Source organism: Streptomyces sp. A01, assembly GCF_059026195.1.
This window is the reverse complement of the sequence record NZ_JBWLKN010000004.1, coordinates 1-23,405: the sequence shown is the minus strand read 5'-3', so window position 1 is coordinate 23,405 and position 23,405 is coordinate 1. Positions and strand designations below refer to the sequence as shown.

Annotated in this window: 18 protein-coding genes and 1 pseudogene; 7 read left to right on the top strand and 12 right to left on the bottom strand. The window is 72.8% G+C overall.

What is annotated here, in order from left to right:
- The first annotated feature begins 365 nt into the window (after window positions 1-365).
- On the top strand, window positions 366-1,898 hold the full coding sequence (locus AC5P1B_RS06265; protein WP_493885495.1) for a serine/threonine-protein kinase: 1,533 nt from the start codon (window positions 366-368) through the stop codon (window positions 1,896-1,898).
- An 87-nt stretch (window positions 1,899-1,985) separates the two neighbouring features.
- Here AC5P1B_RS06265 and AC5P1B_RS06260 read toward each other — a convergent pair whose 3' ends face one another.
- The 9 genes from AC5P1B_RS06260 to AC5P1B_RS06220 all read right to left on the bottom strand — a co-directional run bounded on the left by AC5P1B_RS06260 (window position 1,986) and on the right by AC5P1B_RS06220 (window position 17,276).
- Window positions 1,986-2,804, bottom strand: coding sequence for a TrmH family RNA methyltransferase (locus AC5P1B_RS06260; RefSeq protein WP_493885493.1), 819 nt, complete (start codon window positions 2,802-2,804; stop codon window positions 1,986-1,988).
- Window positions 2,805-3,020: 216 nt separating this feature from the next.
- The gene (gene cobA, locus AC5P1B_RS06255; protein WP_493885491.1) at window positions 3,021-4,286 is read right to left on the bottom strand and encodes a uroporphyrinogen-III C-methyltransferase; all 1,266 of its coding nucleotides are present in this window, start codon (window positions 4,284-4,286) and stop codon (window positions 3,021-3,023) included.
- Window positions 4,287-4,716: 430 nt separating this feature from the next.
- Window positions 4,717-10,776 (bottom strand): nicotinate-nucleotide--dimethylbenzimidazole phosphoribosyltransferase, encoded by a 6,060-nt coding sequence (gene cobT, locus AC5P1B_RS06250; RefSeq protein ID WP_493885489.1) that lies wholly within the window; start codon window positions 10,774-10,776, stop codon window positions 4,717-4,719.
- 221 nt (window positions 10,777-10,997) lie between these two features.
- Complete coding sequence (cbiE, locus tag AC5P1B_RS06245) at window positions 10,998-12,230, bottom strand: precorrin-6y C5,15-methyltransferase (decarboxylating) subunit CbiE (RefSeq protein ID WP_493885487.1); 1,233 nt, start codon at window positions 12,228-12,230, stop codon at window positions 10,998-11,000.
- A 292-nt stretch (window positions 12,231-12,522) separates the two neighbouring features.
- Window positions 12,523-13,158 carry a GNAT family N-acetyltransferase gene (locus AC5P1B_RS06240; RefSeq protein WP_493885485.1) on the bottom strand — a complete coding sequence of 212 codons (636 nt, stop codon included), beginning with the start codon at window positions 13,156-13,158 and terminating at the stop codon, window positions 12,523-12,525.
- Between the two features lie 144 nt (window positions 13,159-13,302).
- Complete coding sequence (locus tag AC5P1B_RS06235) at window positions 13,303-14,151, bottom strand: MetQ/NlpA family ABC transporter substrate-binding protein (RefSeq protein WP_493885483.1); 849 nt, start codon at window positions 14,149-14,151, stop codon at window positions 13,303-13,305.
- Between the two features lie 145 nt (window positions 14,152-14,296).
- Complete coding sequence (locus AC5P1B_RS06230) at window positions 14,297-15,142, bottom strand: methionine ABC transporter permease (protein WP_493885481.1); 846 nt, start codon at window positions 15,140-15,142, stop codon at window positions 14,297-14,299.
- Window positions 15,139-16,242 carry a methionine ABC transporter ATP-binding protein gene (locus AC5P1B_RS06225; RefSeq protein WP_493885479.1) on the bottom strand — a complete coding sequence of 368 codons (1,104 nt, stop codon included), beginning with the start codon at window positions 16,240-16,242 and terminating at the stop codon, window positions 15,139-15,141. Before AC5P1B_RS06225 ends, AC5P1B_RS06230 begins: the two co-directional genes overlap by 4 nt.
- Window positions 16,243-16,628: 386 nt before the next feature.
- Window positions 16,629-17,276 (bottom strand): HAD-IA family hydrolase, encoded by a 648-nt coding sequence (locus AC5P1B_RS06220; RefSeq protein WP_493885477.1) that lies wholly within the window; start codon window positions 17,274-17,276, stop codon window positions 16,629-16,631.
- A 129-nt stretch (window positions 17,277-17,405) separates the two neighbouring features.
- Here AC5P1B_RS06220 and AC5P1B_RS06215 point away from each other — a divergent pair, with 129 nt between their 5' ends.
- Both AC5P1B_RS06215 and AC5P1B_RS06210 read left to right on the top strand, forming a co-directional pair.
- Entirely contained in the window at window positions 17,406-17,774 is a 369-nt protein-coding gene (locus tag AC5P1B_RS06215) for a hypothetical protein (protein WP_493885797.1), read from the top strand.
- A complete protein-coding gene (locus tag AC5P1B_RS06210; RefSeq protein WP_493885475.1) occupies window positions 17,767-18,234 on the top strand; it encodes a hypothetical protein in 468 nt (155 codons plus the stop codon). The genes AC5P1B_RS06215 and AC5P1B_RS06210 overlap by 8 nt, the downstream gene beginning before the upstream one ends.
- Window positions 18,235-18,311: 77 nt before the next feature.
- Here the strand turns inward: AC5P1B_RS06210 and AC5P1B_RS06205 are convergent.
- The 3 genes and pseudogenes from AC5P1B_RS06205 to AC5P1B_RS06195 form a co-directional block, all read right to left on the bottom strand.
- Window positions 18,312-18,827: pseudogene (locus AC5P1B_RS06205) on the bottom strand (GNAT family N-acetyltransferase); the annotation flags it as partial.
- 106 nt (window positions 18,828-18,933) lie between these two features.
- Window positions 18,934-19,443, bottom strand: coding sequence for an RNA polymerase sigma factor (locus AC5P1B_RS06200; RefSeq protein ID WP_493885796.1), 510 nt, complete (start codon window positions 19,441-19,443; stop codon window positions 18,934-18,936).
- Between the two features lie 311 nt (window positions 19,444-19,754).
- On the bottom strand, window positions 19,755-20,900 hold the full coding sequence (locus AC5P1B_RS06195) for a glycerophosphodiester phosphodiesterase (protein ID WP_493885473.1): 1,146 nt from the start codon (window positions 20,898-20,900) through the stop codon (window positions 19,755-19,757).
- A gap of 258 nt (window positions 20,901-21,158) precedes the next feature.
- Between AC5P1B_RS06195 and AC5P1B_RS06190 the strand changes: the two genes are divergently transcribed.
- From AC5P1B_RS06190 to AC5P1B_RS06175, 4 genes are all read left to right on the top strand, one after another.
- On the top strand, window positions 21,159-21,827 hold the full coding sequence (locus AC5P1B_RS06190; RefSeq protein WP_493885471.1) for a lysophospholipid acyltransferase family protein: 669 nt from the start codon (window positions 21,159-21,161) through the stop codon (window positions 21,825-21,827).
- Window positions 21,828-21,844: 17 nt separating this feature from the next.
- Window positions 21,845-22,009, top strand: coding sequence for a hypothetical protein (locus AC5P1B_RS06185; RefSeq protein ID WP_493885470.1), 165 nt, complete (start codon window positions 21,845-21,847; stop codon window positions 22,007-22,009).
- Between the two features lie 129 nt (window positions 22,010-22,138).
- A complete protein-coding gene (locus AC5P1B_RS06180; RefSeq protein WP_493885468.1) occupies window positions 22,139-22,828 on the top strand; it encodes a haloacid dehalogenase type II in 690 nt (229 codons plus the stop codon).
- Window positions 22,829-23,067: 239 nt separating this feature from the next.
- A partial coding sequence (locus AC5P1B_RS06175) for a DUF5933 domain-containing protein (RefSeq protein ID WP_493885466.1) occupies window positions 23,068-23,405 on the top strand: 338 nt, incomplete at its 3' end.

Sequence of the window (23,405 nt, the reverse complement as noted above, 5' to 3'; positions counted from 1 at the left end):
ACCCCCGGGTGACATCGCTCACTTCGCCCCCTTCCCCGCACACCGCCCCGCGCGCCCGGCACCCCGCCCCGCCCGCCGCCCCGCCGTGCGCGCGTACACCGTCCGCCGAGTCGGCCCCGGTGCCCGCGTGATCTCCCCCGATGCGCCCAATCACCCTGTGAAGGCGCCACCTTGGGAAACCGCGCTTCGGCGGTGCGGTGCGGCCCGCCGCGCGCGACTTCGTTTCGCGGCGCGACGACCGGTGCTGACAATCCGTCTGCCGACGCATGCGCGGCCTATCAGCACACCCGCCCGTCAATCCGTAAGCTGTGGCTCGTCAGACGGGCAGCGGAGTGGGGCCTCCCCACCGGAGGTAGGGGACGGACATGGCGATGATGCGGCTCCGGCGCGAGGACCCGCGTGTCGTCGGCTCGTTCCGGCTCCACCGGCGGCTGGGCGCGGGCGGCATGGGCGTGGTCTACCTGGGTTCCGACCGGCGCGGGCAGCGGGTCGCGCTGAAGGTGATCCGCCCTGACCTGGCCGAGGACCAGGAGTTCCGGTCCCGGTTCGCGCGTGAGGTGTCGGCCGCCCGGCGCATTCGCGGGGGCTGTACGGCGCGGCTGGTGGCCGCCGACCTGGAAGCCGAGCGGCCGTGGTTCGCCACGCAGTACGTGCCGGGGCCCTCACTGCACGACAAGGTCGGCGAGGACGGGCCGTTGCCCGCCGCCCAGGTGGCCTCGATCGGTGCGGCCCTGTCCGAGGGCCTGCTGGCCGTGCATGACGCGGGCGTCGTGCACCGGGACCTGAAGCCGTCGAACATCCTGCTCTCTCCCAAGGGCCCGCGCATCATCGACTTCGGCATCGCCTGGGCGACCGGAGCGAGCACGCTCACCCACGTCGGCACGGCGGTCGGCTCCCCCGGATTCCTCGCCCCCGAGCAGGTGCGGGGCGCCGCGGTGACCCCGGCGACGGATGTCTTCGCACTGGGCGCGACGCTGGCCTACTCCTCCACCGCTGACTCCCCCTTCGGGCAGGGAAGTTCGGAGGTGATGCTGTACCGCGTGGTGCACGAGGAGCCGCAACTGCTCGGTGTGCCCGACGCGCTCGCGCCCCTGCTGCACGCCTGCCTCGCGAAGGACCCCGAGGACCGGCCGAGTACCCTGCAACTGTCGCTGCGGCTCAAGGAGATCGCCGCCCGCGAGGCACACGGTCTGCCCGGTGCCCGAGCGGCCCAGCCGACAGAGGGCGCGCGTCAGCGCGGCGAGCGGCCCAGCGGCCGGGCCGCCGAGGAGTACGCGCAGCAGCACACGGAACAGCGCTTCGGCGCCGCCCCGGCGCCCCGTGGGCCTTCGGCGCGCGGTGACGCGCCGCGCGGCCCCGCCTCACGCGGCTCCGGCGCGCGCACCGGGCAGGGCGCACGCACCGGACAGGGCGCGGGCGGCGCGCGCACCGGCTCCCCGGCTCGCCCTGGAGGCGGCCCCGCGGCCCGTACAGGGGGTGGTTCCGCGGCGCGCACGGGAAGCGGCGGCGCGGCGCGTACGGGGAACGGCGGCAGCGGACAGCGTGCTACGGGCCGGGGGCCGGGCGGCCGCACTCCCATGCGCCCCCGCTCGCGCGGCGACTCGCGGCCTTCCGGGCGTAACACCCCCACAGGACGGCGGTCCGCCGGGGCGAACCGCCGCATGATGCGGCAGCGACTTATCGTTTTTGTTGTGGTGACGCTGCTGGTCGCTCTCGGCATCGCCGCAGCCCAGGGCTGTCAAGGCCCGGCGAACGGGCTCGGCGCCGTCAGCCCCGCTCCGTCGTCACCGTACGACGGCGGCGACAGCGCCCACAGCGGTACCGGCGCTGCCGGCGGTGACGGCAGCGGAGCCGTTACGGCGGGGCCTGGCGCGGACGGTGGCGCTCCGGCCCGGTAGCGGTACCGTCGGGTGCCGTCGGACCGTGACGGCTTCCGCTCGCCTCCCCGGCGCGCGCCCCGTAGCGCGGGTGAGCGGAGGGGCGGGTCAGGCGCCGGGACGGCCCGTGGCCACGGCGTAGAAGGCGACAGCGGCCGCCGCGCCGACGTTCAGCGAGTCCACACCGTGCGCCATCGGGATGCGCACCCAGGTGTCGGCGGCGGCCAGCGCGTGCCGGGTCAGGCCGTCGCCCTCGGCGCCCAGCATCAGCGCCGCCCGGTCCAGGCGGTGCGGTGCCGCCTCATCGATCGACGTCGCCTGCTCGTCCGGGGTGAGCGCGAGCAGGGTGAACCCCGCCTCGCGCACCTCGGCCAGGTCGCGCGGCCAGCTCGCCAGCCGGGCGTACGGCACGGCGAACACCGCGCCCATCGACACCTTGACGGAGCGTCGGTACAGCGGGTCGGCGCAGTCCGGGGAGAGCAGGACCGCGTCCATGCCGAGAGCCGCCGCGCTGCGGAACACGGCCCCGATGTTGGTGTGGTCGTTGACGGCTTCGAGGACGACGATGCGGTGGGCCGTGCGGAGCACGTCACCGGCCGACGGCAGCGGCTTGCGCGCCATGGAGGCCAGGGCGCCGCGGTGCACGTGGTAGCCGGTGACCCGCTCGGCCAGCGCCGGATCGACGGCGTACACGGGCGCCGGGACCTCGTCGATCACGTCGCGCATCACGTCGACCCATTTCGCCGAGAGCAGCATCGAGCGCATCGCGTAGCCCGCCTGCCTGGCCCGCCGGATGACCTTCTCGCCTTCGGCGATGAACAGGCCCTCGGCCGGTTCGCGCCTGCGGCGCAGCTCGACGTCGGTCAGCCCGGTGTAGTCGCCGAGCCGGGGGTCGTCAGGATCGTCGATGGTGATGAGTTCGGCCACGAGGTGATAGCTGCCTTCTTGTCCTGGACCGGGTGCGTGCTGGGTCCTGAGCGTTCTGCTGCCTACGTACTAGCGCGTACGTTCCCGTACGTTCTCGTATGTTCTGGGCGCCCTGGCGCGTGCTGGTCGCTGTGCGGGGGGGCGCCTGCCCTGTGGCCCGTAACCCCTGTCTTCGGGGCTACGCCGGCGGCACGGGGGCGCGGTTACGGGACCCGGTCACTGCTCGCCGGACGTCTCGGGTCGCGCCGGTCCTACGGTGACGACCTCGCCGATGACGATGACCGCCGGAGGCCGTACGCCCTCGGCCGCCGCCCGTTCCGCCACGGTGCCGAGCGTGGCGTCGACACGGCGCTGCGCGGCGGTGGTGCCCTCCTGGACGATGGCCACGGGCGTGTCGGCGGAGCGGCCGTGGGCGACCAGAGCGGCGGCGATGTCGCCGATCCGCTCGACCGCCATCATCAGCACCAGGGTGCCGCGCAGGCGGGCGAGCGCCGCCCAGTCGACGAGTGAGCGGGGGTCCTCGGGGGCCACGTGCCCGCTGACGACCGTGAACTCATGCGCCACACCGCGGTGCGTGACCGGTATGCCCGCCGCGCCGGGGACGCTGATGGAGCTGGAGATGCCGGGCACCACCGTGCACGGAATGCCCGCCTCCGCCAGTGCCTCCGCCTCCTCCATGCCACGCCCGAACACGAACGGGTCGCCGCCCTTGAGACGTACGACCGCCTTGCCCGCCTTGGCGTGCTCGATCAGTGCCTGGTTGATGGCCTCCTGGGCCATGAACCTGCCGTACGGGATCTTCGCGGCATCGATGACCTCGACGTGCGGCGGGAGTTCGTCCAGCAGGTCGCGCGGGCCGAGCCGGTCGGCGATCACCACATCCGCCTCGGCCAGCAGCCGACGGCCACGCACCGTGATCAGGTCCGGGTCTCCGGGGCCGCCGCCGACGAGCGCGACGCCGGGCATCGGGGTCCCCCCGGGCACCGAGTGATGCGGACGCGTGCGGTGGTGCGGGGCGGCCAGGGTGCCATCGCGCAGGCCCTCGACGATCGCGTCGCGCACGGCGGCGGAGCGGCGCGGGTCACGGCCGGTGAGGACGGCGACGGTCACTCCCTCGCTGCGCCCCGTCGCCGGGGTCCAGGCGGTGGCCGCCTCGGCGTCGTCGCTGCGTACGCACCACACGCGGCGGGCCTCGGCCTCGGCGGAGGCGGCGGTGTTCGCGGCAGGGTCGTCGGTGGCGATGAGCGCGTACCAGGCGTCGGCGAGGTCGCCGTCCTGGTAGCGGCGGCGCTCCCAGCGGATCTCGCCGGTGTCGGCCATGGCCTCGACGGAGGGGGTCGCCGACGTCGATACGAGAGTGATGTCCGCGCCCGCCGCGATGAGCGCCGGGAGTCGGCGCTGTGCGACCTGGCCGCCGCCGAGGACGACGACGCGCCGGCCGGTCAGACGCAGCCCGACGGGGTAGGCGGAGTTCTCGGACATGGCGGTGCGGCTCCTCGTACGGCGGGGGACGCCGCTTCGGCGCTGGAGCGGCTGATCAGAGTGGGGCGGACAGCCCCTGCGGACACCTTACGGGGAGGCGCGTCCCCGCGCGTGGGCGGAGCCCGGCGGATCGGACACGGATCGGATACGGGGCCGGGGGCGGACTGGGGTGCTACTGGAGCGGGCGGGCCGGGTGGAACGGGTGGAGAGGGGCGGAACGGGGCAAAGCGGCACCGTGCCGGATCAAGCTGGGGGGCGACATGTGAAGACATGTGAAGCGGTCGCGCGCGGCGAGCTGTGGCCTCGGGGCCTCGGAGGGGACTGGCTCCCCCTCCCCCGGGCCGGTGCGCGTCGCGCGCGGGCCGCGCGGACAGCGGGTACGGCCACGCGGGGGTGCGGAGGCCCGGAGCCCGGGCCTCCGCACCTGGCGTCAGCTCTTCTGGGTGACGCCCGCCGAGTCGAACGTGGCGACCTCGTGCATCGCGCGAGCCGCGCTCTGCACCACCGGCAGCGCGAGCAGCGCCCCGGTGCCCTCCCCGAGCCGCAGATCGAGGTCGATCAGGGCACGCAGGCCCAGCTTCGTGAGCGCGGCGACGTGGCCGGGCTCCGCGCTGCGGTGTCCCGCGATGCACGCGGCCAGCGCCTCCGGTGCGATGGCCCTGGCGACCAGGGCCGCCGCGCCCGCGCTCACGCCGTCCAGGATCACGGGCGTACGGAGCGAGGCGCCGCCGAGCAGGAAGCCGACCAGCGCGGCGTGCTCAAGACCGCCGACCGCGGCGAGCACCCCGATCGGGTCCGCCGCGTCCGGCTGGTGCAGTTCGATGCCCCGGCGTACGACGTCCACCTTGCGGGCCAGCGTCTCGTCGTTGACGCCGGTGCCACGGCCTGTGACCTCGGCCGGGTCGGCTCCTGTGTACACGCAGATCAGGGCGGCCGACACGGTGGTGTTGGCGATGCCCATCTCACCGGTCAGCAGCGCCTTGTTGCCCGCGGCGACGAGATCGCGTGCCGTCTCGATGCCCACATCGATGGCGCGCAGCACATCCTCACGGGACATGGCCGGCCCCTGGGTGAAGTCGGCGGTGCCCGGGAGCACCTTGCGGGGCAACAGACCCGGGGTGCTCGGCAGTTCGGCGGCGACGCCGACGTCGACCACGCAGACCTCGGCGCCCACCTGGTTGGCGAACGCGTTGCACACCGCGCCCCCGCCCAGGAAGTTGGCCACCATCTGCGCCGTGACCTCCTGCGGCCACGACGTGACGCCCTGGGCGTGCACCCCGTGGTCACCCGCGAAGACCGCCACGGCCGCGGGCTCGGGGATCGGCGGCGGGCACTTCCGGGACAGGCCGCACAGCTGCGCGGAGATGATCTCCAGCATGCCGAGCGCGCCCGACGGCTTGGTCATCCGCTTCTGCCGCTCCCACGCCTCGCCGAGCGCCTTCGCGTCCAGCGGACGGATGCCGCGCAGTGTCTCCTGGAGCAGGTCGTGCGGCTCCTCGCCGGGCAGCGCGCGGCGGCCGTACGTCTCCTCGTGGACGACCCACGACAGCGGGCGGCGCTTGGCCCAGCCCGCCTGCATCAGCTCGGGCTCGGCCGGGAACTCGTCCACGAAACCGACGCACAGGTACGCGACGATCTCCAGGTGCTCCGGAAGGCCGAGGGCGCGCACCATCTCACGCTCGTCGAAGAAGCTCACCCAGCCGACGCCCAGGCCCTCGGCGCGGGCGGCGAGCCACAGGTTCTCCACGGCGAGCGCGGAGGAGTACGGCGCCATCTGCGGCTGAGTGTGGCGACCGAGCGTGTGGCGGCCGCCCCGGGTGGGGTCGGCGGTGACCACGATGTTGACGGGGGTGTCGAGGATCGCCTCGATCTTGAGTTCCTTGAACTGCTTGGCGCGCGCCTTCGGAAGCGACTTCGCGTACGCCTCGCGCTGCCGGACGGCCAGTTCGTGCATCGTCCGCCGGGTCTCGGCGGACCGGATGACGACGAAGTCCCACGGCTGGGAGTGACCGACGCTCGGCGCGGTGTGCGCCGCCTCCAGCACGCGGAGCAGCACCTCGTGCGGAATGGGATCGGTGCGGAAACCGTTGCGGATGTCCCGCCGCTCACGCATCACCCGGTGGACGGCGGCGCGTTCGGCCTCGGCGTACCCCTCGGCGGCGGGCCGCTCGGGGCCGACGATGATGTCGGCCTCGGTCAGCAACTCGGCGGCGTCGGGGTCGTACGAACCGTCCGCGCCGGCTGTGTCGCCCGTGCCGTCCGTGGTGTCGGTGGCGGCAGTGGTGGCAGTGGCGTCCGCACTCTGCGTGCCGTCCGTGTCCTGCGGCACTGCCGTGTCCTGCGGCGCGTCAGTGTCCTGCGGCGTGGCCACGGTGCTCGTCGCTTCGGGGCTCGGCTTGGGGGCTGGGACCGTGATGGACGGGGCCGAGGCCACGGGCGTTTCGGAGGCTGGTTCCGGCGTCGGTTCCGGGTGCGTGGGGGTGACCGCGTCGGCGCTGGGGGCCGCTACGGCGTCGGCTGTGGAGCTCTGGGCAGCCACAGCTTGGCCTCCGGATGCCGCGCCGTCTTCTTGCGGGACGTCCGTGGCGTGGGCTTCATGCATGGCAGGTGATCCGTCCGTGGCCGGTGACTCGTTGGCGGCCTGGGATACGACCTGGTCAGATGATGTGCTGTCGGCTTCCGGCGCGTCCGTGGCCGGCTGCCCGTCCACGGCGGCGGCCGGTGCCCCGCCGGCGGGCTGAGCCACGTCCGTACCGGCTGGGCCCGGTGCGCCCTCCGCCTGCGCGCCCTCTTCCTGGGACGCGGCGGCCGGTGCTTCCGTGGCGGAAGCCTCCGTTACGGCAGCCTCGGATACGGGAGCCTCTGCTACGGGAGCGGACGCCTGGTCATCCGGCGCCCCGGCCGCCGCCTTCCGCTCCTGTGCGGGCCTGGCGCTCGCGGCGATCCCGGTGCCCTGGTTCTTCTGCTCGGCTCCGGTACCGGTAGCGGGCGCCGCTACCTGCGCCGCTGCGGGCTTCGGCTGACCCGGCGCCTGAGCCTCCGTGGCCGAGGCGGTGGTCTCCGGCTGCGGCGACGCGGGCGCGTCGGCGCCCTGGGACGGCTCAGCCGACTCGGCCGCGTCCCCGGCTTCCGCTGCCTGCTCCGCCTCTTCCGGCTGGGCGGCACCGGCAGCCGTCGGCTCGGCTCCCGGCTGGGTCGCGCTGTCGGCGTCGGGCGCGGGCTGGCCGACCGCCGGGGCCGGCTGCGTCGGTGCGGTGGTCGCGTTCGCCGCGGCCCCGGCTTCCTCGGCGGTCTCGCCCTCCGGGGCGGTGCCCTCGGACGTCGCGCCCTGGGGGCTCTCGTCTTGCGGGGCCTGTGGCGGCGCGGCCGGTGGCTGCGTGTCGGCGGCGACTGCCGCTGCGGCCGTCTCCGTGCTCGGCTGGGCGGCGGCCTGCGGCGACTCGGTACCGGCTACGGCCTCCTGGCCAGCGGTCGCTTCGGCGCTCACCTCGGGCTGAGCTGCCGCTGCGGCCTGCGAAGCCGCCTGCGCGCCTTCCGCGTCGGACTGCCCGGTCGCCTCGGTCTGGGACTGGCCAGCGGGCGTCCGGCCCGCCTTGGCCGCGTCGCCACCGGAACGCCGACGCCGACCCGTACCCGTCGTGTCTCCTGCCGTCTCCCCCGCCGTCTCCACGTCCGGGTCAGCGGGGGCCGGGTCAGCCGGGGCACCCTCGACCTCTGCGGCGACGTCCGAAGCCGTACCGGCGTCCGGTCCCTCGCCTTCGGCCGCGTCATCGTCAGATCCGTTGCCAACGAGCTCGTTGGCAACGGGCTTGTCGGCATCGGGCTTGTCGGCATCGGGCTTGTTGGCGACCGCCTCGCCACCGACGGCTTCGTTGCCAGTGGCGGCCTCGCCTGGAGCGGCTGGGCCCTGAGGCTGGCTGTCAGCACCGGCAGGGGCGGACGGCGAACCGGCGACGGAAGGCCGCCCGTCAGCGGTCGCTTCCGCGTCAGCGCCCTCGGCGTGACCGGGCGTCCCGGCGCTGTCCATAGCCGTACGGACCGAGCCGCCAGGCTCAGCACCCTCGTTCGCGGCAGCGTCGGCTACGGCAACGGCGGCTCCAGCGGCGGCGTGCTGATCGGCTGCGGGGGCGTTCGCGGTCGGCAACGCGTCCGTCCCAGGCTGCGGCTGACCGGCGGGCGCGTGGTCCGCGCCCGCCGTACCGGCGGTGGTACGGCGCCGTCGCCCCGTACCGGACGCCACCGCTGCGGCGTCGGCCGGGCTGGGGCTGGGCTCAGCCGCGTCCGTGCTCCGCTGCCGTCGCCGGGTCCCCGCCGACTGGTTGGCCGGGGACTCGTCCCGCGCGGCGGGAGCTTCCGCGGCCTCGGCGCCGACTGCCGCGTCCTGCGACGGCTCGCCTTCCGCCGTCGGCTTCTCAGCAGTCCCAGCCGGCTGCGCCACGGGCTGCGCGGCAGCGGCAGTCTCCTGCGAACCGGCGGTCTCCTCAGTGGCGTCGGCCGCGGCGCCGTCCGCAGCGGGCGTCGCGGACGAACCGGCCACCTCAGCCTGCGGCACGCGCACCGAAACGTCTGAACCAGCTGAAGCATCCACACCAGCCGCACCGTCCGGACCAGCCGCAGCGGCGCCAGGCGTGCCCGGAGGAACGGCGGAACCGGCCTGCGCGGGCCCGGTTACCGACGTGGTGGGGGCTGTGGGAGTCGCCGGGGCAGGCGTGGCCGACGCGTCCGGAGCCGCCTCGCTCGTCTCCGGCGCGAGCGGGGCCGCCGCCGCTTGCGGTGTCTCGGTCAGCAGTTCGGCGGACGTGTCTTCCTGGGCACTGGTCGTGGCCGTGGAAGCATCGGCGACTATCGACGTCCCGGGGGCGGGCGCCGATGTGCCCTCCGTGTCGGGGACGTGGTTCCCCGGCGCCACAGCCTGGACCTGCTGCGGTTGCTGCTGGTCACCGGGCTGGGGCCACGCGACGCCCTCGCCTCTCCGCACGGGCTCGGCAGGGGGCACCGGCTGCGCGCCGGGCTGCGGCGCGGCCGGTGCGACGGGCCGCGGCGACTGCTCGCCCACGGCCTGGGCCGGTACGAACGCGGTCACCGGTACTCCGCCAGGGGCGGCGGTCGGCTGGCCGTTCAGTTCTGGGGCAGCGGCCGACGCGGACGATGGGGTCGGCTCGGCGGTGCCCGCCGCTTCCGGCTCCTGGGTCACACCGTTCGGTCCGGGCGCGTTGTCCGCCGCGCCGTCGCCACCCACGCCTCCGGCGCCGTCCGGGCTTCCCGCGCCATCGGTCGGCGCTGCCCCGGGCATCGGCGCGGCGCCAGGCATCGGCCCGGACCCGTTCGCCGGGGCGGAGCCCCGTGCGGGCTGGGGGGGTCTGGTCGCGACGGCCGCGGGCCGGCTCGCCTCGTTGGGGACCGGCGGACGGCCCACAACTCTGGGCGCGGCGTACCGGACCGCTCTGGGCCTGGGTGCCGCCGCGGCGGGGAGTGGTTGCGCCTGCTGGCCACCGGGCTCCGCCTGCGCCTGCACCTGCGTTTGCGGTTGTGCACGACTCGCCTGGCCGGCTCCCGCGCTCTGCTGCGGCTGCTGGGCGTCAAGGGCGGGCAGGCCGCCTGGCTGTCCCTGAGCGCTGACACCGGCCGCGCCGTGCGCCGGAGAACCGGCCGTTTCCGTAACGCCGTCGATGGCACCGGACGGGGCGGGCGCACCAAGGAAAGGCTGCGCTTCGGAGGCGTCAGGGGTCCGCGCCCCCGGCTGAGGCTGCTGGGACTGCGGCTGGGGCTGCCACGGGGCGGCGAGTCGCGGGCCTGCCAGCGGTGGGTCGATACCAGCCTGCTCGTCGAAGTACTCGGGGGCGTTCGTCGGCATGCTCCCGTGCGGCAGCGGGGCGCCGGGCGTGCCCGAGGCCGGGCCGCGGTCGGCGAGCGACCGTACGACGCCACCGGTCTGGTCCGGCACCGGCGGACCCATGTGCAGCGGTCGTCGCGCGGGGGCGGGCTGGCCCGCGCCGGGCCGCTGGTCCTGTGGCAGCGGCTGGGAGGGCGGCTGCGGTACGCGTACCTCTCCGTACTCCACCGAGCCGGTGTCCCGGCCGCCGTGCTCGTGCGCGCCGTTCTCATACATGGGGTTCCCCTGCGAGCGGTTGTCCTGGCCCGCGAGCACCTGCCCAGCGGGCGCGTACCCACCGGGTGTGTGACCGGAGGGCGGCTGGGCACCGGGCGACACTGACCGCTGCTGCTGGTGATACAGCGCCTGCTGTTCCGTCCACGCCCCTTGCGCGCTGGGCATCAGGAGCAGATCATCGTCCTCACCGTGCGCGCCTTGGTCCGCGGGGTCCTCACGTACGCCCGGTTCTTCGGCGTGCAGGGGGTAGGTGACGGCTGCCCGCTGGCTGGCGGGGCCGGTGTCGGCAGGGGCGTGAGCGTCCGCGTGGTGCGGCCGTCCGGGCTGTGCGCCTGCGTTCCCCGGCAGTCCCTCGCCCGGGATCTGGCCGGTGTCGGTCATGCGTACCCCTCGCCCATCGGTAATGCTCCTTCCAACCGCCCTGTAGCAAGAACGAGCGTCCGCGCTGTGCGGCACGTGGCACGTCCCCCGTCCTTGCGTACCGCGGTCCCGCAGCGGTCCCCCTCAAGAGGGGGGTGCGCTCCGGCCATTGACGGGAGAACGTCAGGGGCCGGGCACGGTACAACGGTCCGCCAGCCTACCTCCCGTCGCCTTCGCGGGGGTCACGGGTGGGGTCGATGGCCGCAGAGCAGGAAGGCGACCGCGCGGTCACGTTCCGACCACGCTCGGGCGTCCATTTCCATCGATTGCACCAGCGCGCATTCGACACCGTAACCGGCCTCCGACAGCGCCTTGCTGATGGCTTCCGCCTGGTCACGGGTGGCGGCGTGGGCGACGATACGTTCCGGTCGCCGTGCGGCGCAGGCGGTGACGACCGCGGCTCCGCCGCCGCCGACGCGCACCACGTCGGGCTCCGGCAGGTCCTCAAGAACCTGCGGCGCCACGCCGTGCACCACCTGGAGTTGCACATGGAAACGCCGGGCCACGGCGGTGACCCGCCCGCAGGCGTCCGCATCCTGGTCAACGGCGATGACGGCCGCCCCGAACCGGGCCGCCTCGACCGCCGCCCCGCCGCTCCCCGACCCGATGTCCCAGACGAGGTCGCCGACGCGCGGGCCCAGGCGTGCGAGTTGGGCGGCGCGCAGCCAGGTGGCCTCGCCCTCGCCGAGTTCGGTGGCGGCCCCGTAGGTGGAGCCGGGCAGCGCCCAGCCGCGGATGGCGGGCGGGTAGCCGGGCTCGCGACCGGCGATCCAGCTGCCGCCGTGCCCGTTCGACGGGGCGGTGGCGGGGCCTGAGCCGCCGATGACGATGACGACGTTGGGGTCGCGCCAGGTGTGGTCGGCGACCTTGTCCGAGGTGAGGACCGTCGTTTCCTCCTGTTCGGTGCCGAGCGCCTCGCAGATGACGAACGTACGGTGCACGGAACCGAGGAGCAGGGCGAGTTCCGCGGGACCGGCGCCGGGTGAGGTGAGGACGGCCACCTTCGGGTAGGCACGGCAGACATTGATCACACGGCGCAGGTCGCGGCTGTGGGCGACGACGACCTGCGCGTCGTCCCACGGCATTCCGGCCCGGGCGAAGGCGGCGGCGACGGCGGAGACCGCGGGCACGACCTCCACCTCCAGGCCGTGCTCGGGGGCGCGGAGGGCTCGTACGACGCCGAAGAAGCCGGGGTCGCCGTCGGCGAACACCACGGCGGAACCCCGGTGCTGCGCGATCCTGCGGGCGGCGAGTCCGACGCTGCCGAGCCTGATCCGCTCGGCGCCGGGCGGCACCTCGGGGAGGGCCAGATGGTGCGCCGCTCCGGCGACCAGGGTGGCGGCGCCGACGGCGGAGCGGGCCGCGTCCGTCAGCGGGGAGCCGTCCCATCCGATCACCGTGACGCGGTCGGCCATCTAAGGGTCTCTCCTGGGCTCGTCAACAGGTCACGGACGCTTCGAGACTACCTCGCCGGGGCGACGGGACCGGCGCGGGCGATGCGGGTGTGCCGCGCCGCCACGTCCAGGGCGAAACGTTCCATCTCGGCACGTGAAGCCCGCTGAACGCGCGGCCACCATCCACCGGGCGGCGGCATCACCCACCGGGCGGACGCGCCGTGCGCCCGCGCCACGCGCATGTGCCCGTGCGTACGCGCCGTGTGCGCGCCACGCGCGTGCGCCGGGCCGGACCGCTGTGCGGCTGCCTCGCTCAGCGCCAGTCGGGATACGCGTAGCCGCCCGCCTCCGCCATCCGGTCGCCGTTGCCCTCAAGGTCCTCGGGAAGCAGACTCCACACGATCAGGTCAGTGCGCATCTCGGTCCACCCGCCGTCCTCGGTGCGGCTCCGGGCTATCCACGCGTTGCGCAGCACGCCCTCGCTGATGCAGCCGATCTTCTGCGCCACCTGCTGGGCGGCGGTGTTGTCGGCGGCGGTCCGCAGTTCCAGGCGCTCGAACCGCTGGTCGCTGAAGAGCCATTGGGCGACGGCGACCACGGATTCGCAGGCGTAGCCCTCGCCGCGCGCCCACGGGGCGGTGACGTAGGTGATCTCCGTGCTCAGCGCTCGCCAGTCGGTGCGGTCGAGGTGGATGGTCCCGACCAGGCGCTGGGTGAGGAACTCGTGGACGGCGAGGATCATGCCGCGGCCGGAGAGCCGGGCGGCGGGGGCCCTGCGGATGACCCAGTCACGGGCTTCGGCGGCGGTCCTTGGCTGCGGCAGGGCGGTCCACGCGGTGACGAGTTCGTCGTTCATCATCTCGGCGAGAGCGGTGGCGTCGGCCTCGTCGAAGGGTCGCAGCACCAACCGGTCCGTGCTGATGGAGATGTCCGGAAAGGTGGATGTCATGCGCTGCTCCAACGCGGGGAGGGTGTCGTGCCCGGGGCCGTGAGTGCACAAGCATGCAGCATGCAGCGGTGCGTGTGCCATGCGCGACGGCCCCGCGTACACCCTGGGGGCACGCGGGGCCGCGGTGGCGCGGGGCGGGGAAGGTCAGCCCCGCACGGCGCCGAACGCCGGGATGACGGCGCCGTCGTACTTGTCGTTGATGAACTTCTTGACCTCGGGCGAGTTGAGCAGCTTCGCCAGCTTCTTCACCCGCGGGTCGCTCTCCTTGCCCTTCTTGACGGCGAGGAAGTTCGCGTACGGGTTGTCCTCCGCCTTCTCCAGCGCGATCGCGTTCTTCGACGGCTTGAGGCCGGCGCCGATGGCGAAGTTGCCGTTGATGACCGCCGCGTCCACGTCGGCGAGACGGGCCGGGATCTGCGGGGCCTCAAGCTCCTTGAAGTCCAGGCCCTTCTTGTCCTTGACGTCCTTGAGGGTGGCCTCGCTGCCGACGCCGGGCTTCAGCTCGATCAGGCCGTTGTCGGCGAGCAGCTTGAGCGCGCGGCCCTCGTTGGTGGCGTCGTTGGGGATCGCGATGGAGTCGCCGGACTTCAGGTCGGCGAGCTTGTCGACCTTCTTGGAGTAGAGGCCGAGCGGCTCGATCTGGACGTTGACGACCGGAACGATATGGGTGTCGTTCTTCTTGTTGAACTCGTCCAGGAACGGCTTGTGCTGGAAGAAGTTGGCGCCGACCTCACCGTTGTCGGTGGCGGTGTTGGGGAGGTTGTAGTCGTTGAACTCCTTCACCTCCAGCTTCAGGCCCGCCTTCTTCGCCAGCTTGTCCTTGACGAACTTCAGGATGTCCCCGTGCGGGGTGGGGCTGGCGGCGACGATGAGGGCGGAGTCCTTGTCGCCGCTGTCGCCGTCGGAGTCGGAGGGCGCGCTGCACGCGCTGAGAGCGATGGCCAGCGCGGCGGCGGTCGCGGCCGTGACGGTGAACTTGGTGGAGTTGCGCACGAAGAGTGCCCTTTCTTGACGTACTCGATCTCACGACTGGTGCGCCCGGCGAAGGGTCCGGGCTCGTGAGGACTGGAGGAGGGTCCGGTGGGTCGGCCCGCTGGGGAGGGGGCTGAGATGGCGGTCCGCTCGTCGGGTCCGGCGGCTAGTCGGCCGGTTCGGCCGGACTCGTGGCCTTGGCCGGGCTCGCGGTCTTGACCAGTTCGGCGCGCTCGGCGGGCTCCGCGTTCGCGGCCGCGGCGGCCGGACCGGCCGCGTCCCGGGCCCCGGTCGCGGCACCGGCCTCGCGCTGCCTGGGCAGGCGCAGCCGCCCGCGGGCTGCCGAGCCGGAGCCAGAGCGGCGGGCCAGCTGCCGTACGACCAGGTCGCCGATGAGCTGGACGACGGTGACGACGACGATGAGCAGCACGACGGTCACGAGCATCAGCCGGTCGTCGGACCGCTGGTAGCCGTTCACGATGGCCAGGTTGCCGAGGCCGCCGCCGCCGACCGCGCCCGCCATCGCCGAGTAGCTGATGAGGGTGATGACGGTGGTGGTCAGGGCCGCGATGAGGGAGGGCAGCGCCTGCGGCAGCAGCACCTTGAAGACGATGGTCCACGTGCCGCCGCCCATCGACTGGACGGCTTCGACGAGGCCGCCGTCCACCTCGCGTACCGCCGTCTCCACCAGCCGGGCGAAGAACGGGATGGCGCCGATGGCGAGGGCGACGACCGCCGCCGTGGGGCCGATGGAGGTGCCCACGACGAAGCGGCTGAACGGGATCAGCGCGACGATCAGGATGATGAAGGGCAGCGAGCGGCCGATGTTGACGACCGCGCCGACGACCTTGTTCACCACGAGGTTCTGCAGCTGGCCGCCCCGGTCGGTGAGGACCAGCAGCACTCCCAGTGGCAGCCCGCCCAGCACGGCGTAGACCATGGACCACCACACCATGTAAAGGGTGTCGAGACCGGCCTTGTACAGCTCGGGCCCCATCTCGGACCAGGTCACTTGGCACCTTCCTCGACCAGCGCGCCGACGGGCGCGGAACCCGTGACATCCGCAGCGTCCGCAGCGTCCGTACCGCCTGGACCACCCGGCCCGGCCGCGGGTTCCGCCACCTCGACCTGAAGCCCCTGCTCGCGCAGGAAGCCGATCGGCACCACGTTCTCCTCGAACCGGCCGGGCAGTTCGATCCGCATCCGGCCGACCTGCCGTCCGCCGACGGTGTCCATCGCGGCACCGAGGATGGAGATGTCGACGTTGTACGTACGGGACAGCTGGGAGATCACCGGCTGGGTGGCGGCCTCCCCGTGGAAGGTGACGTCCACGACGGTGCGGTCGGGGCCGGAGGGCTCGCCGCCGACCGGGAAGAGTTCGCGGGCCAGCTCGGAGCCGGGCGTCGCGAGCAGTTCGGCGACGGTGCCCGACTCCATGACCCGGCCGTTCTTCATCAGCGCCGCCGAGTCGCAGACGGTCTTGACGACGTCCATCTCGTGCGTGATCAGCAGCACGGTCAGGCCGAGCTGCTGGTTGAGGTCGCGCAGCAGCTGGAGGATCGAACGCGTGGTCTCGGGGTCGAGGGCGGAGGTCGCCTCGTCCGACAGCAGCACCTTGGGGTCGCCCGCGAGGGCGCGGGCGATGCCGACGCGCTGCTTCTGGCCACCGGAGAGCTGCGCCGGGTAGGCCCGGGCCTTGTCGGCGAGGCCGACGAGGTCGAGCAGTTCCAGGGCCTTGCGGGCGCGTTCCTTGCCGGAGACGCCGAGGATTTCCAGCGGCAGTTCGACGTTCGCCTGCACGGTGCGTGAGGAGAGCAGGTTGAAGTGCTGGAAGACCATGCCGATGCGGCTGCGGGCCTGGCGGAGCGCCGAGCTCGCGCGCTGGCCACGGCCCGCGAGGGCCGTGAGGTCCTGTCCGGCCACCGTGACCGTTCCCGAGCTGGGGCGCTCCAGGAGGTTCACGCAGCGGATGAGGGTGGACTTCCCGGCGCCGCTCTGGCCGATGACGCCGTAGACCTCGCCCTCACGTACATGCAGATCGACGCCGTCGAGGGCGGTGACCTCGCGGCCTCGTGAGCGGTAGACCTTTGTCAGGCCCGTCGTGGTGATCACAGGGGGTTTCCGTCACTGTCGAGTGCGCGGCGGGGATGGTGCCGGCACGGGGCATACATTGCGGAACGCGGCAGGGAGGAATCCGGGGGGCGCGTGGCCCGGCTTCGGCTTCCGGTGACGCGGGGCGCGCACGGCGAAGCCCGTACAACGGTGTACGGACAGCGGCGTGGTCTCGCTTCGGGGCGCGAGGCTCCGGCAGGGGCCCTCAGCGGTCACACATTCGACACATACAACGAGCACCGGGCGTCATCATCGCCTCGGTCGCAAGGGTGCGGCTGCTCGTCGTGGTCATGGGCGCAAGTAAACCAGACAGGCGTACGGGTCGATCAAGACAGTCCGCATAGCGGACTCCTCCGACCGACCCGTGGACAAGACGGCCCGTGGGGTCACTCCCCCACCGTGATCCGCACTCCGTCGTCTGTGGCCTGCGCCGACACCTTCGACAGGTCGGCGACCACGATGTCCGCCACCAGTCCTTCGGCCGGAGCCGTTGTGGTCAACGCCACGGTCCGCATCCCGGCCGCGCGTCCCGCGGCGAGCCCGGCGGGCGCGTCCTCGAAGACGACGCAGCGGGCGGGGTCGGCGCCGAGCCGTTCGGCGGCGAGCAGGAAGGGCTGCGGGTCGGGCTTGCCGCGCGTGATGTCGTCGGCGGTGATCAGCTGCTTGGCGTGGATGCCGACCTCGGCGAGCCGGGCCTCGGCCAGCCGCCGGCCCGCCGAGGTGACGACGGCCCACCGGTCGGCGGGCAGGGAGGCCAGCAGCTCGGCGGTGCCGGGGAGCAGGGTCACTCCGCCCGCCACGTCCTCGACCTCAAGCTGCTCGATGCGCGCCAGCGCCTCGGGTATGCGGGCGGCGGGCAGCAGGTCGCCGATGATGTCCACGGCCGGGCGGCCGTGGAGTTCGACGCGTGCGAAGTCCTCCGGCGGCACGCCGTACTCCCCGGCCCAGCGCGTCCAGCACCGGTGGACGGACTCCAGGGAGGAGACCAGGGTCCCGTCGTTGTCGAAGAGGAGGGCGTCCGCGGAGATCTTCATGGTCAGCCAGCGTACGTTCCGGCCCGGGGCCCCGCGTAAGGCGGGGTTGGGCGCCGTTTAGAGTCGTCTCATGCCTGTCGATCCCTGTGTGCGCCGTCACGCCACGCGGAATGCCCTGCGGAGGTGCCGGTGTACGACGCGCTGACGTGGACGGTCAGTCTGACCGCCCTGGCCCTGGCCGGATGGTGCGGCCACGCCGCCTACCGTGACCAGGCGACCAAGGACTGGCATTTCCTGGGCATGGCCGTGGTGAGCCTGCTCGTGCTCGCCCAACTCGTGGTGGGAATCGTGCGGCTGGCGCAGGGCGACAAGCCGGACGAGAGCTCGACGATCTTCGTGTCGTATCTGATCGGCGCGGCCTGCGCCGTGCCGGTGGCCGGGTTCATGTCGCTGACGGAACGGACCCGGTGGGGCTCGGTGACCGTCGCCGCGGGCGCCGTGGTCCTCGCGGTTCTTGAGGTACGGCTGTGGGACATCTGGGGAGGCGGCCATGTCTGAGCCCACGGTTCCCGAGCGCGGGACGCCTGAACCTGCCGGGACACCGGAACCCGCGCCGGGTGAGCGCCGCGCCTGGAACATCGGCGAGGGCCCCGGCAGGCTGCTGGTCCTCGTCTACGGCGTCTTCACCGTGGCGGCGGCCTCCCGCTCCATCTATCAGCTCTCGGCCCAGTACGGCGAGGCCCCGCTGGCCTATCTGCTCTCGGCGGTCGCCGCGCTCGTCTACGCGTTCATCACCGTCTCGCTGGTGCGCGGCGGCGCCGGGGCCCGCCGCGCCGCCATGGTGTGCTGCGCCGCCGAACTCGCCGGAGTCCTCATCGTCGGCACCTGGACCCTGGTGGAGTCGTCCGCCTTCCCCGACCAGACGGTGTGGTCGGACTACGGGAAGGGCTACCTCTTCCTCCCCGTCGTGCTCCCCGTCGCCGGTCTGCTCTGGCTGCGCCGGGCCCGCCAGAGGTAGCGCCCGCCCGGCGGGCCGCCAGGGGTGCGCCCCGGGCGGGCAGGCGCTTCCGGCCCGCCCGGGAGGTGCCCGGCGCGTCAGGCGCTGGTCACGTAGGCCTCGGCTGTCGCCGTCTTCTCCAGCGTGATCACACTCATCCTGCGGCTGATCTCCTCCGTACCGACGGGGGCGTAACCGCACTTGCGGTACAGCCGCAGGTTGCCCTCGCTGCGGTGACCGGTGAACAACCGGTACCGCTTCGCCGCCCGGTCCGCCGCCAGCCGCTCCTCGATCGCGGCGAGCAGCCGCCCGCCGAGGCCGTGACGCTGCATGCGGGGATGGACGATCAGCTTGGCGAGAGAAGCCGTGCCGTCCTCGTCCACGGTGCCGCGCACCGATCCGACGACCTCCTCGCCGAGCCGGGCCACGAACACGCAGCCCTTGCCCAGCTCGGCACGGAGGTCGTCGAGGGACTGGGTCAGCGGCTCGATGGAGTAGTCGCCGTACAGCTCGGCCTCGCTCTGGTAGCAGAGGTACTGGAGCTTGAGGATCTGCTCGGCGTCCTGTTCGGTCGCCGGAGAGATGGTCACGCTCATGCCCATGTGCGCATGCCTCCTCTGAGTGTGCGTCCAGCCGCGGTGAGGGTGACGGCGCGGCGGGACGGGGGTGCCCTGACAGGAGCCGCCGTGGGATGAACGTCGTCTCCGTGGCGCCGGTTGTCTATCGCTCCCTTCCCCAGGGTTCAGGAGCCGCAACCTCCGCCGTGAGCATTCTGCGCAGGCATCCAAGGCAACGGGAACGTACCGGCCCCAGACTGCCCTGTGAGATTCCCAACTCACCCGCGATTTCACGGTACGTCGGGTCCGATCGGGACATCAGCGCGTTGAGCAGCCGGGGGCAGTTGCCGGGCAGCCGCCGAACCGCCGCGCGCAACCTGCGCCCGTCCTCCGCGTCAAGGAGCATCCGCTCGGCGCCCAGGGCGGTGGGGCCGGCGGGTTCGCTGTCAGCCTCGTCGTACGGGACTTCGCGCAGCGCCCTGTGCCGGGCGCCCCTGGCCTCGGCCCGGACAGCGGTCAGCAGCCAGGCGGCGGGCTCGGCGGGCGGGCCGCCCGCGGGGTCGCGTTCCAGCAGCCGCAGCCACACCCCTTGTTCGAGGTCGGCGGGGTCCAGGCCCGCGCCGTGCGCCTCGGCCGCCGCCTCGGCGGCGAGCAGCGGGCGCAGCGCGTCCATCAGCGGCTCACCGGAGAGAGCGGTACGGGAGAGGGCGGCACCGGAGACGGCGGTACCGGAGCGGCGCACGCCGGGCGGGCCGGTGCCGGGGAAAGCGGCGCCGGGCGGGGCCGCGCTGGGCGGAGGGAGGTCCGCACTGGGGGGATTCATGCATGCCAGGACCCCGCCGCTTCGGCGTGCGGTTGCCGAAGCGGACGGCTGCCACCCGACCGGGGCCGGGCGGCGCGGGCCCTTGACGCGGCCGGGGCCCGCCCACACGGGCGGGCCCCGGCCGGTGGCGGCTTACGGGTTCGACTACCTGACGAAGCCGGTTACCTGACGAAGTCGGCGCGGGCGAGCAGCGCCGTGTCGGGGTTGTCCGAGAAGATCCCGTCGATGCCCTGCTCGAAGTAGACCTTGAAGGCGCCGAAGGCGTCACCGTACGCGTTGGGGTCCGTGCCCTTGCGGAAGTCCAGCGGCAGGAAGGTGTTCTCGTTGCGCAGGGTGTACGGGTGCACGATGAGGTCGGCCGCGTGCGCGTCCTTCACCAGCGTGGTGGGCGTACCGAGCTTGCCGCCGGCGCCGCGCGGAATGATGAGCGAGAGGTCCGGGCCGATGCCGCGCGCGAAGTCGGCCAGCCACGCCAGACCCTTGGGGGTGACGAGGTCGGCGACCGTGCGCGGGTCGCCCGCCTCGACGAAGTCCCAGGGGCGCGAGGAGGCGGTGGACAGCAAGACCACTCCGGGGCAGCTGACCAGCTCGGCGAGGCGCTTGATGCTGCTCGGCTCGAAGGACTGCACGAAGTTCGGCGAGTTCTGCTTGTGGCGCCCGTACGCGCGCAGCAGCTTCGCCAGCCGCTGCTCCAGCGGGAGGCCGAGCTCGCGGAAGTAGCTGGGGTGCTTGGTCTCGATGTGCAGCCAGACCCGGCGGCCGCGCCGCTCGCCCTCGCGGTCGGCCCACTTCAGCACCTCTTCGAGGGTGGGCACCTGCCAGCGGCCGTCGTAGAGCGTGTTGCGCTGCCGGGTCCCGGCTATTCGCTCCTTGGCGCGCAGGGTCTTCAGCTCGGCGAGCGTGAAGTCCTCGGTGAACCAGCCGGTGAGCTTGGCGCCGTCGACCGACTTGGTCGTCTTGCGGTCGGCGAACTCGGGGTGCGCCGCGACATCGGTGGTGCCCGTGATGTCGTTCTCGTGACGGCAGACGAGGTGGCCGTCCTTGGTGGGGACCACGTCCTGCTCGATGACGTGCGCGCCCATGTCGAGGGCGAGCTGGTAGGAGCCCAGGGTGTGCTCGGGGCGGTAGCCACTGGCGCCCCGGTGGGCCACGACGGTGGGCACCGGCAGTTCGTCCCGGCCCTGCCGCCGGGTGCCGCTCCCGGCGGCCGTCGCCGCGCCCGTCCCGCCCAGCACCATCGCGCCCGCTCCAAGGGCCGCCGCGGCCCCCAGAAGGGTCCGTCGCCCCGGTCGCTGCTCCTGCTCCATGCGCACTCCTCATCCTCGTAGGTCGGGCTGATCGTAAGCGCGTACAGCTTTCGTACGGGAGGCATCCGCTCGAACGCGGCGCAAACAGCCGTCAACCTTGCGTACCGGCGCGTGGCCCGGTGTGCGCACCAGGCGGACCCGCGAGTATCGTCCTCACCTGCGCGGCTTATGAGGTGAGCCAGGTGAGCCAGCGGCGGGCCTCGGAGTCCGCACGGCGCACCACGCGCTGTACCCGACCACCACCGACCGGAGGGTCCGTTGTCCCGCATCGTGCTGAAGGCGATTCTCGGAGTGCTCATGCGCGTCCTGTTCCGCCCGAAGGTGGAGGGAGCGGAGAACATTCCGGGAGACGGGCCGGTGATCCTCGCCGGAAACCACGTCACGTTCATCGACTCCCTGTTCCTCGGCCTCGTCGTCCGGCGCCGCGTGTACTTCATCGGCAAGGACGAGTACGTCAAGGGCAAGGGCGTCAAGGGTCGGCTCATGGCCTGGTTCTTCACCACCAGCGGCATGATCCCGGTGGACCGGGACGGCGGGCACGGCGGTGTCGCCGCGCTGATGACCGGCCGCCGGGTCCTCGATGAGGGCAACGTCTTCGCGATCTACCCCGAGGGCACCCGCTCCCCCGACGGCCGTCTCTACCGGGGCCGCACCGGCATCGCCCGGCTGACGCTGATGACCGGTGCCACCGTCGTCCCGTTCGCGATGATCGGCACGGACAAGGTGCAGCCCGACGGCAAGGGCCGCCTGCACCGCAGCCCGGTGACCGTCCGCTTCGGCGAGCCGCTGGACTTCTCCCGCTACGAGGGCATGGACCGCGACCGCTATGTGCTGCGCGCCGTGACCGACGAGGTCATGAGCGACGTGATGCGGCTCTCCGGCCAGGAGTACGTGGACATCTACGCGACGAAGGCCCGCGCCGCGTAGCGTCTGGATCTTCCGATGTGGTCACCCCCTCGCTGCCCGGTTTCCGCTACTCGGAGCTGCCGCAAGGTCCGTTCACGCGCCGGGGTGTCGCCGAGGGCTGGCACGAGCTCATGACCGAAACTCTCGGCTACCGGCGCTTCGGGGTCTTCGGCGGTGACACCGGCGGTGGGGGCGCGCAGTGACCCGGCGCCCTCTACGGAGCGGCCCAGAGCGTGCGGTTCTCGTATGCGGGTCGGGAATCAGAGTGGCTTCCCGCCGTGTTCGGCTGACAGCCGCTCTCACGCCACCGCTTCACCCAGGAGACCTCTCCCATGCCAGAGCCAGAGATCGATGCCATGGTGTTCGACGTACTCGGCACGCTTGTCGACGAACCCGCCGGTATCCGCGCCGGAATCGGTGAACTCGACCCGTCGCTCGACGCTCCCAGGACCGAGCAGCTCTTGTCGCTGTGGCAGCAGCACATCGACCGCGAGCAGCGTCGCATTCTCGACGGCGTCCGGCCCTACCTCACCAGTGACGACCTCGACCGGGAAGCCGCCCGGCTCGTCGCCGAGGCCGCCGGAGTCGACGACCCGGCCGCCGTAGCGGCGCTGGCCCTGTCAGGTCGCCGGCTCCCGCCATGGCCCGACACCGCGGCAGGACTCGCCCGACTCGCCGAACGGTTCCCGCTGATCGGACTCTCCAACGCGAGCCGGACGGCGCTGCTGGAAATCAACGCCCACGCCGGACTGCGCTGGCACCAGGCCCTGTCTACTGAAGACGTCCGGACCTACAAGCCGGACCCAGCGGTCTACCAACTGGCCGTCACCGTCTCCGGACGACCGCCGGAGCGGCTGCTGATGGTCGCCGCCCACGCCTGGGACCTGCGCGGAGCTCAGCGCCTCGGCTTGCGCACCGCCTACGTCGCCCGCCCCGTCGGCGACCCGCCCGCCCCCTCGGACCGGTTCGACCTGTACGCCGACGGCCTGGCCGATCTGGCCGGTCAACTCGGCAATGCCTGACCAGGACTGACAACGCAAAGAGCCGCCCCTCATGGTCATCCCGAGACACTGGACCATGAAGCGCAGGATCGGCTGATCTTCGCACTACCCGCAACGAGCGAAACCCACCCGCACCGGTCGGATAGCATGATCTAACTCACGACGATCGCCCTGATCGGGAAACTATCTAGCGCGAAGAGTGAGCTATTTAACCAAAATCTACCAAATCGGCCGAACAATTGATATCTAGAGCATCGCGAATGCTTTCGCGAATAAACTACAGATCTGTATTCGCCGCATGGCGTCAACCACAGGTGATGCTGTGGACCGCGGTGGGTGTGGTGGCCCTCGGATTCCTCATCGTGCTGGAGATCGCCGCGCGCCGGTACGGTCTGCCGGGGCCGATCACCAATCAGGCGCGAGAGGTGGTATTCGCCCCCAAATCGGGTCCGCTGTTGTACGCCGGTATGGCATTGATGATGGTGGTGCTCACCTGGCGGCAACGGTTCATCGCGGTGGGAGCCGCGGTCGGCATCGACGTCGTCTTCTTGCTGGTGCGGTGGGCGGTCGACGCCAGGTTGACCTTCGGCAACGGCGC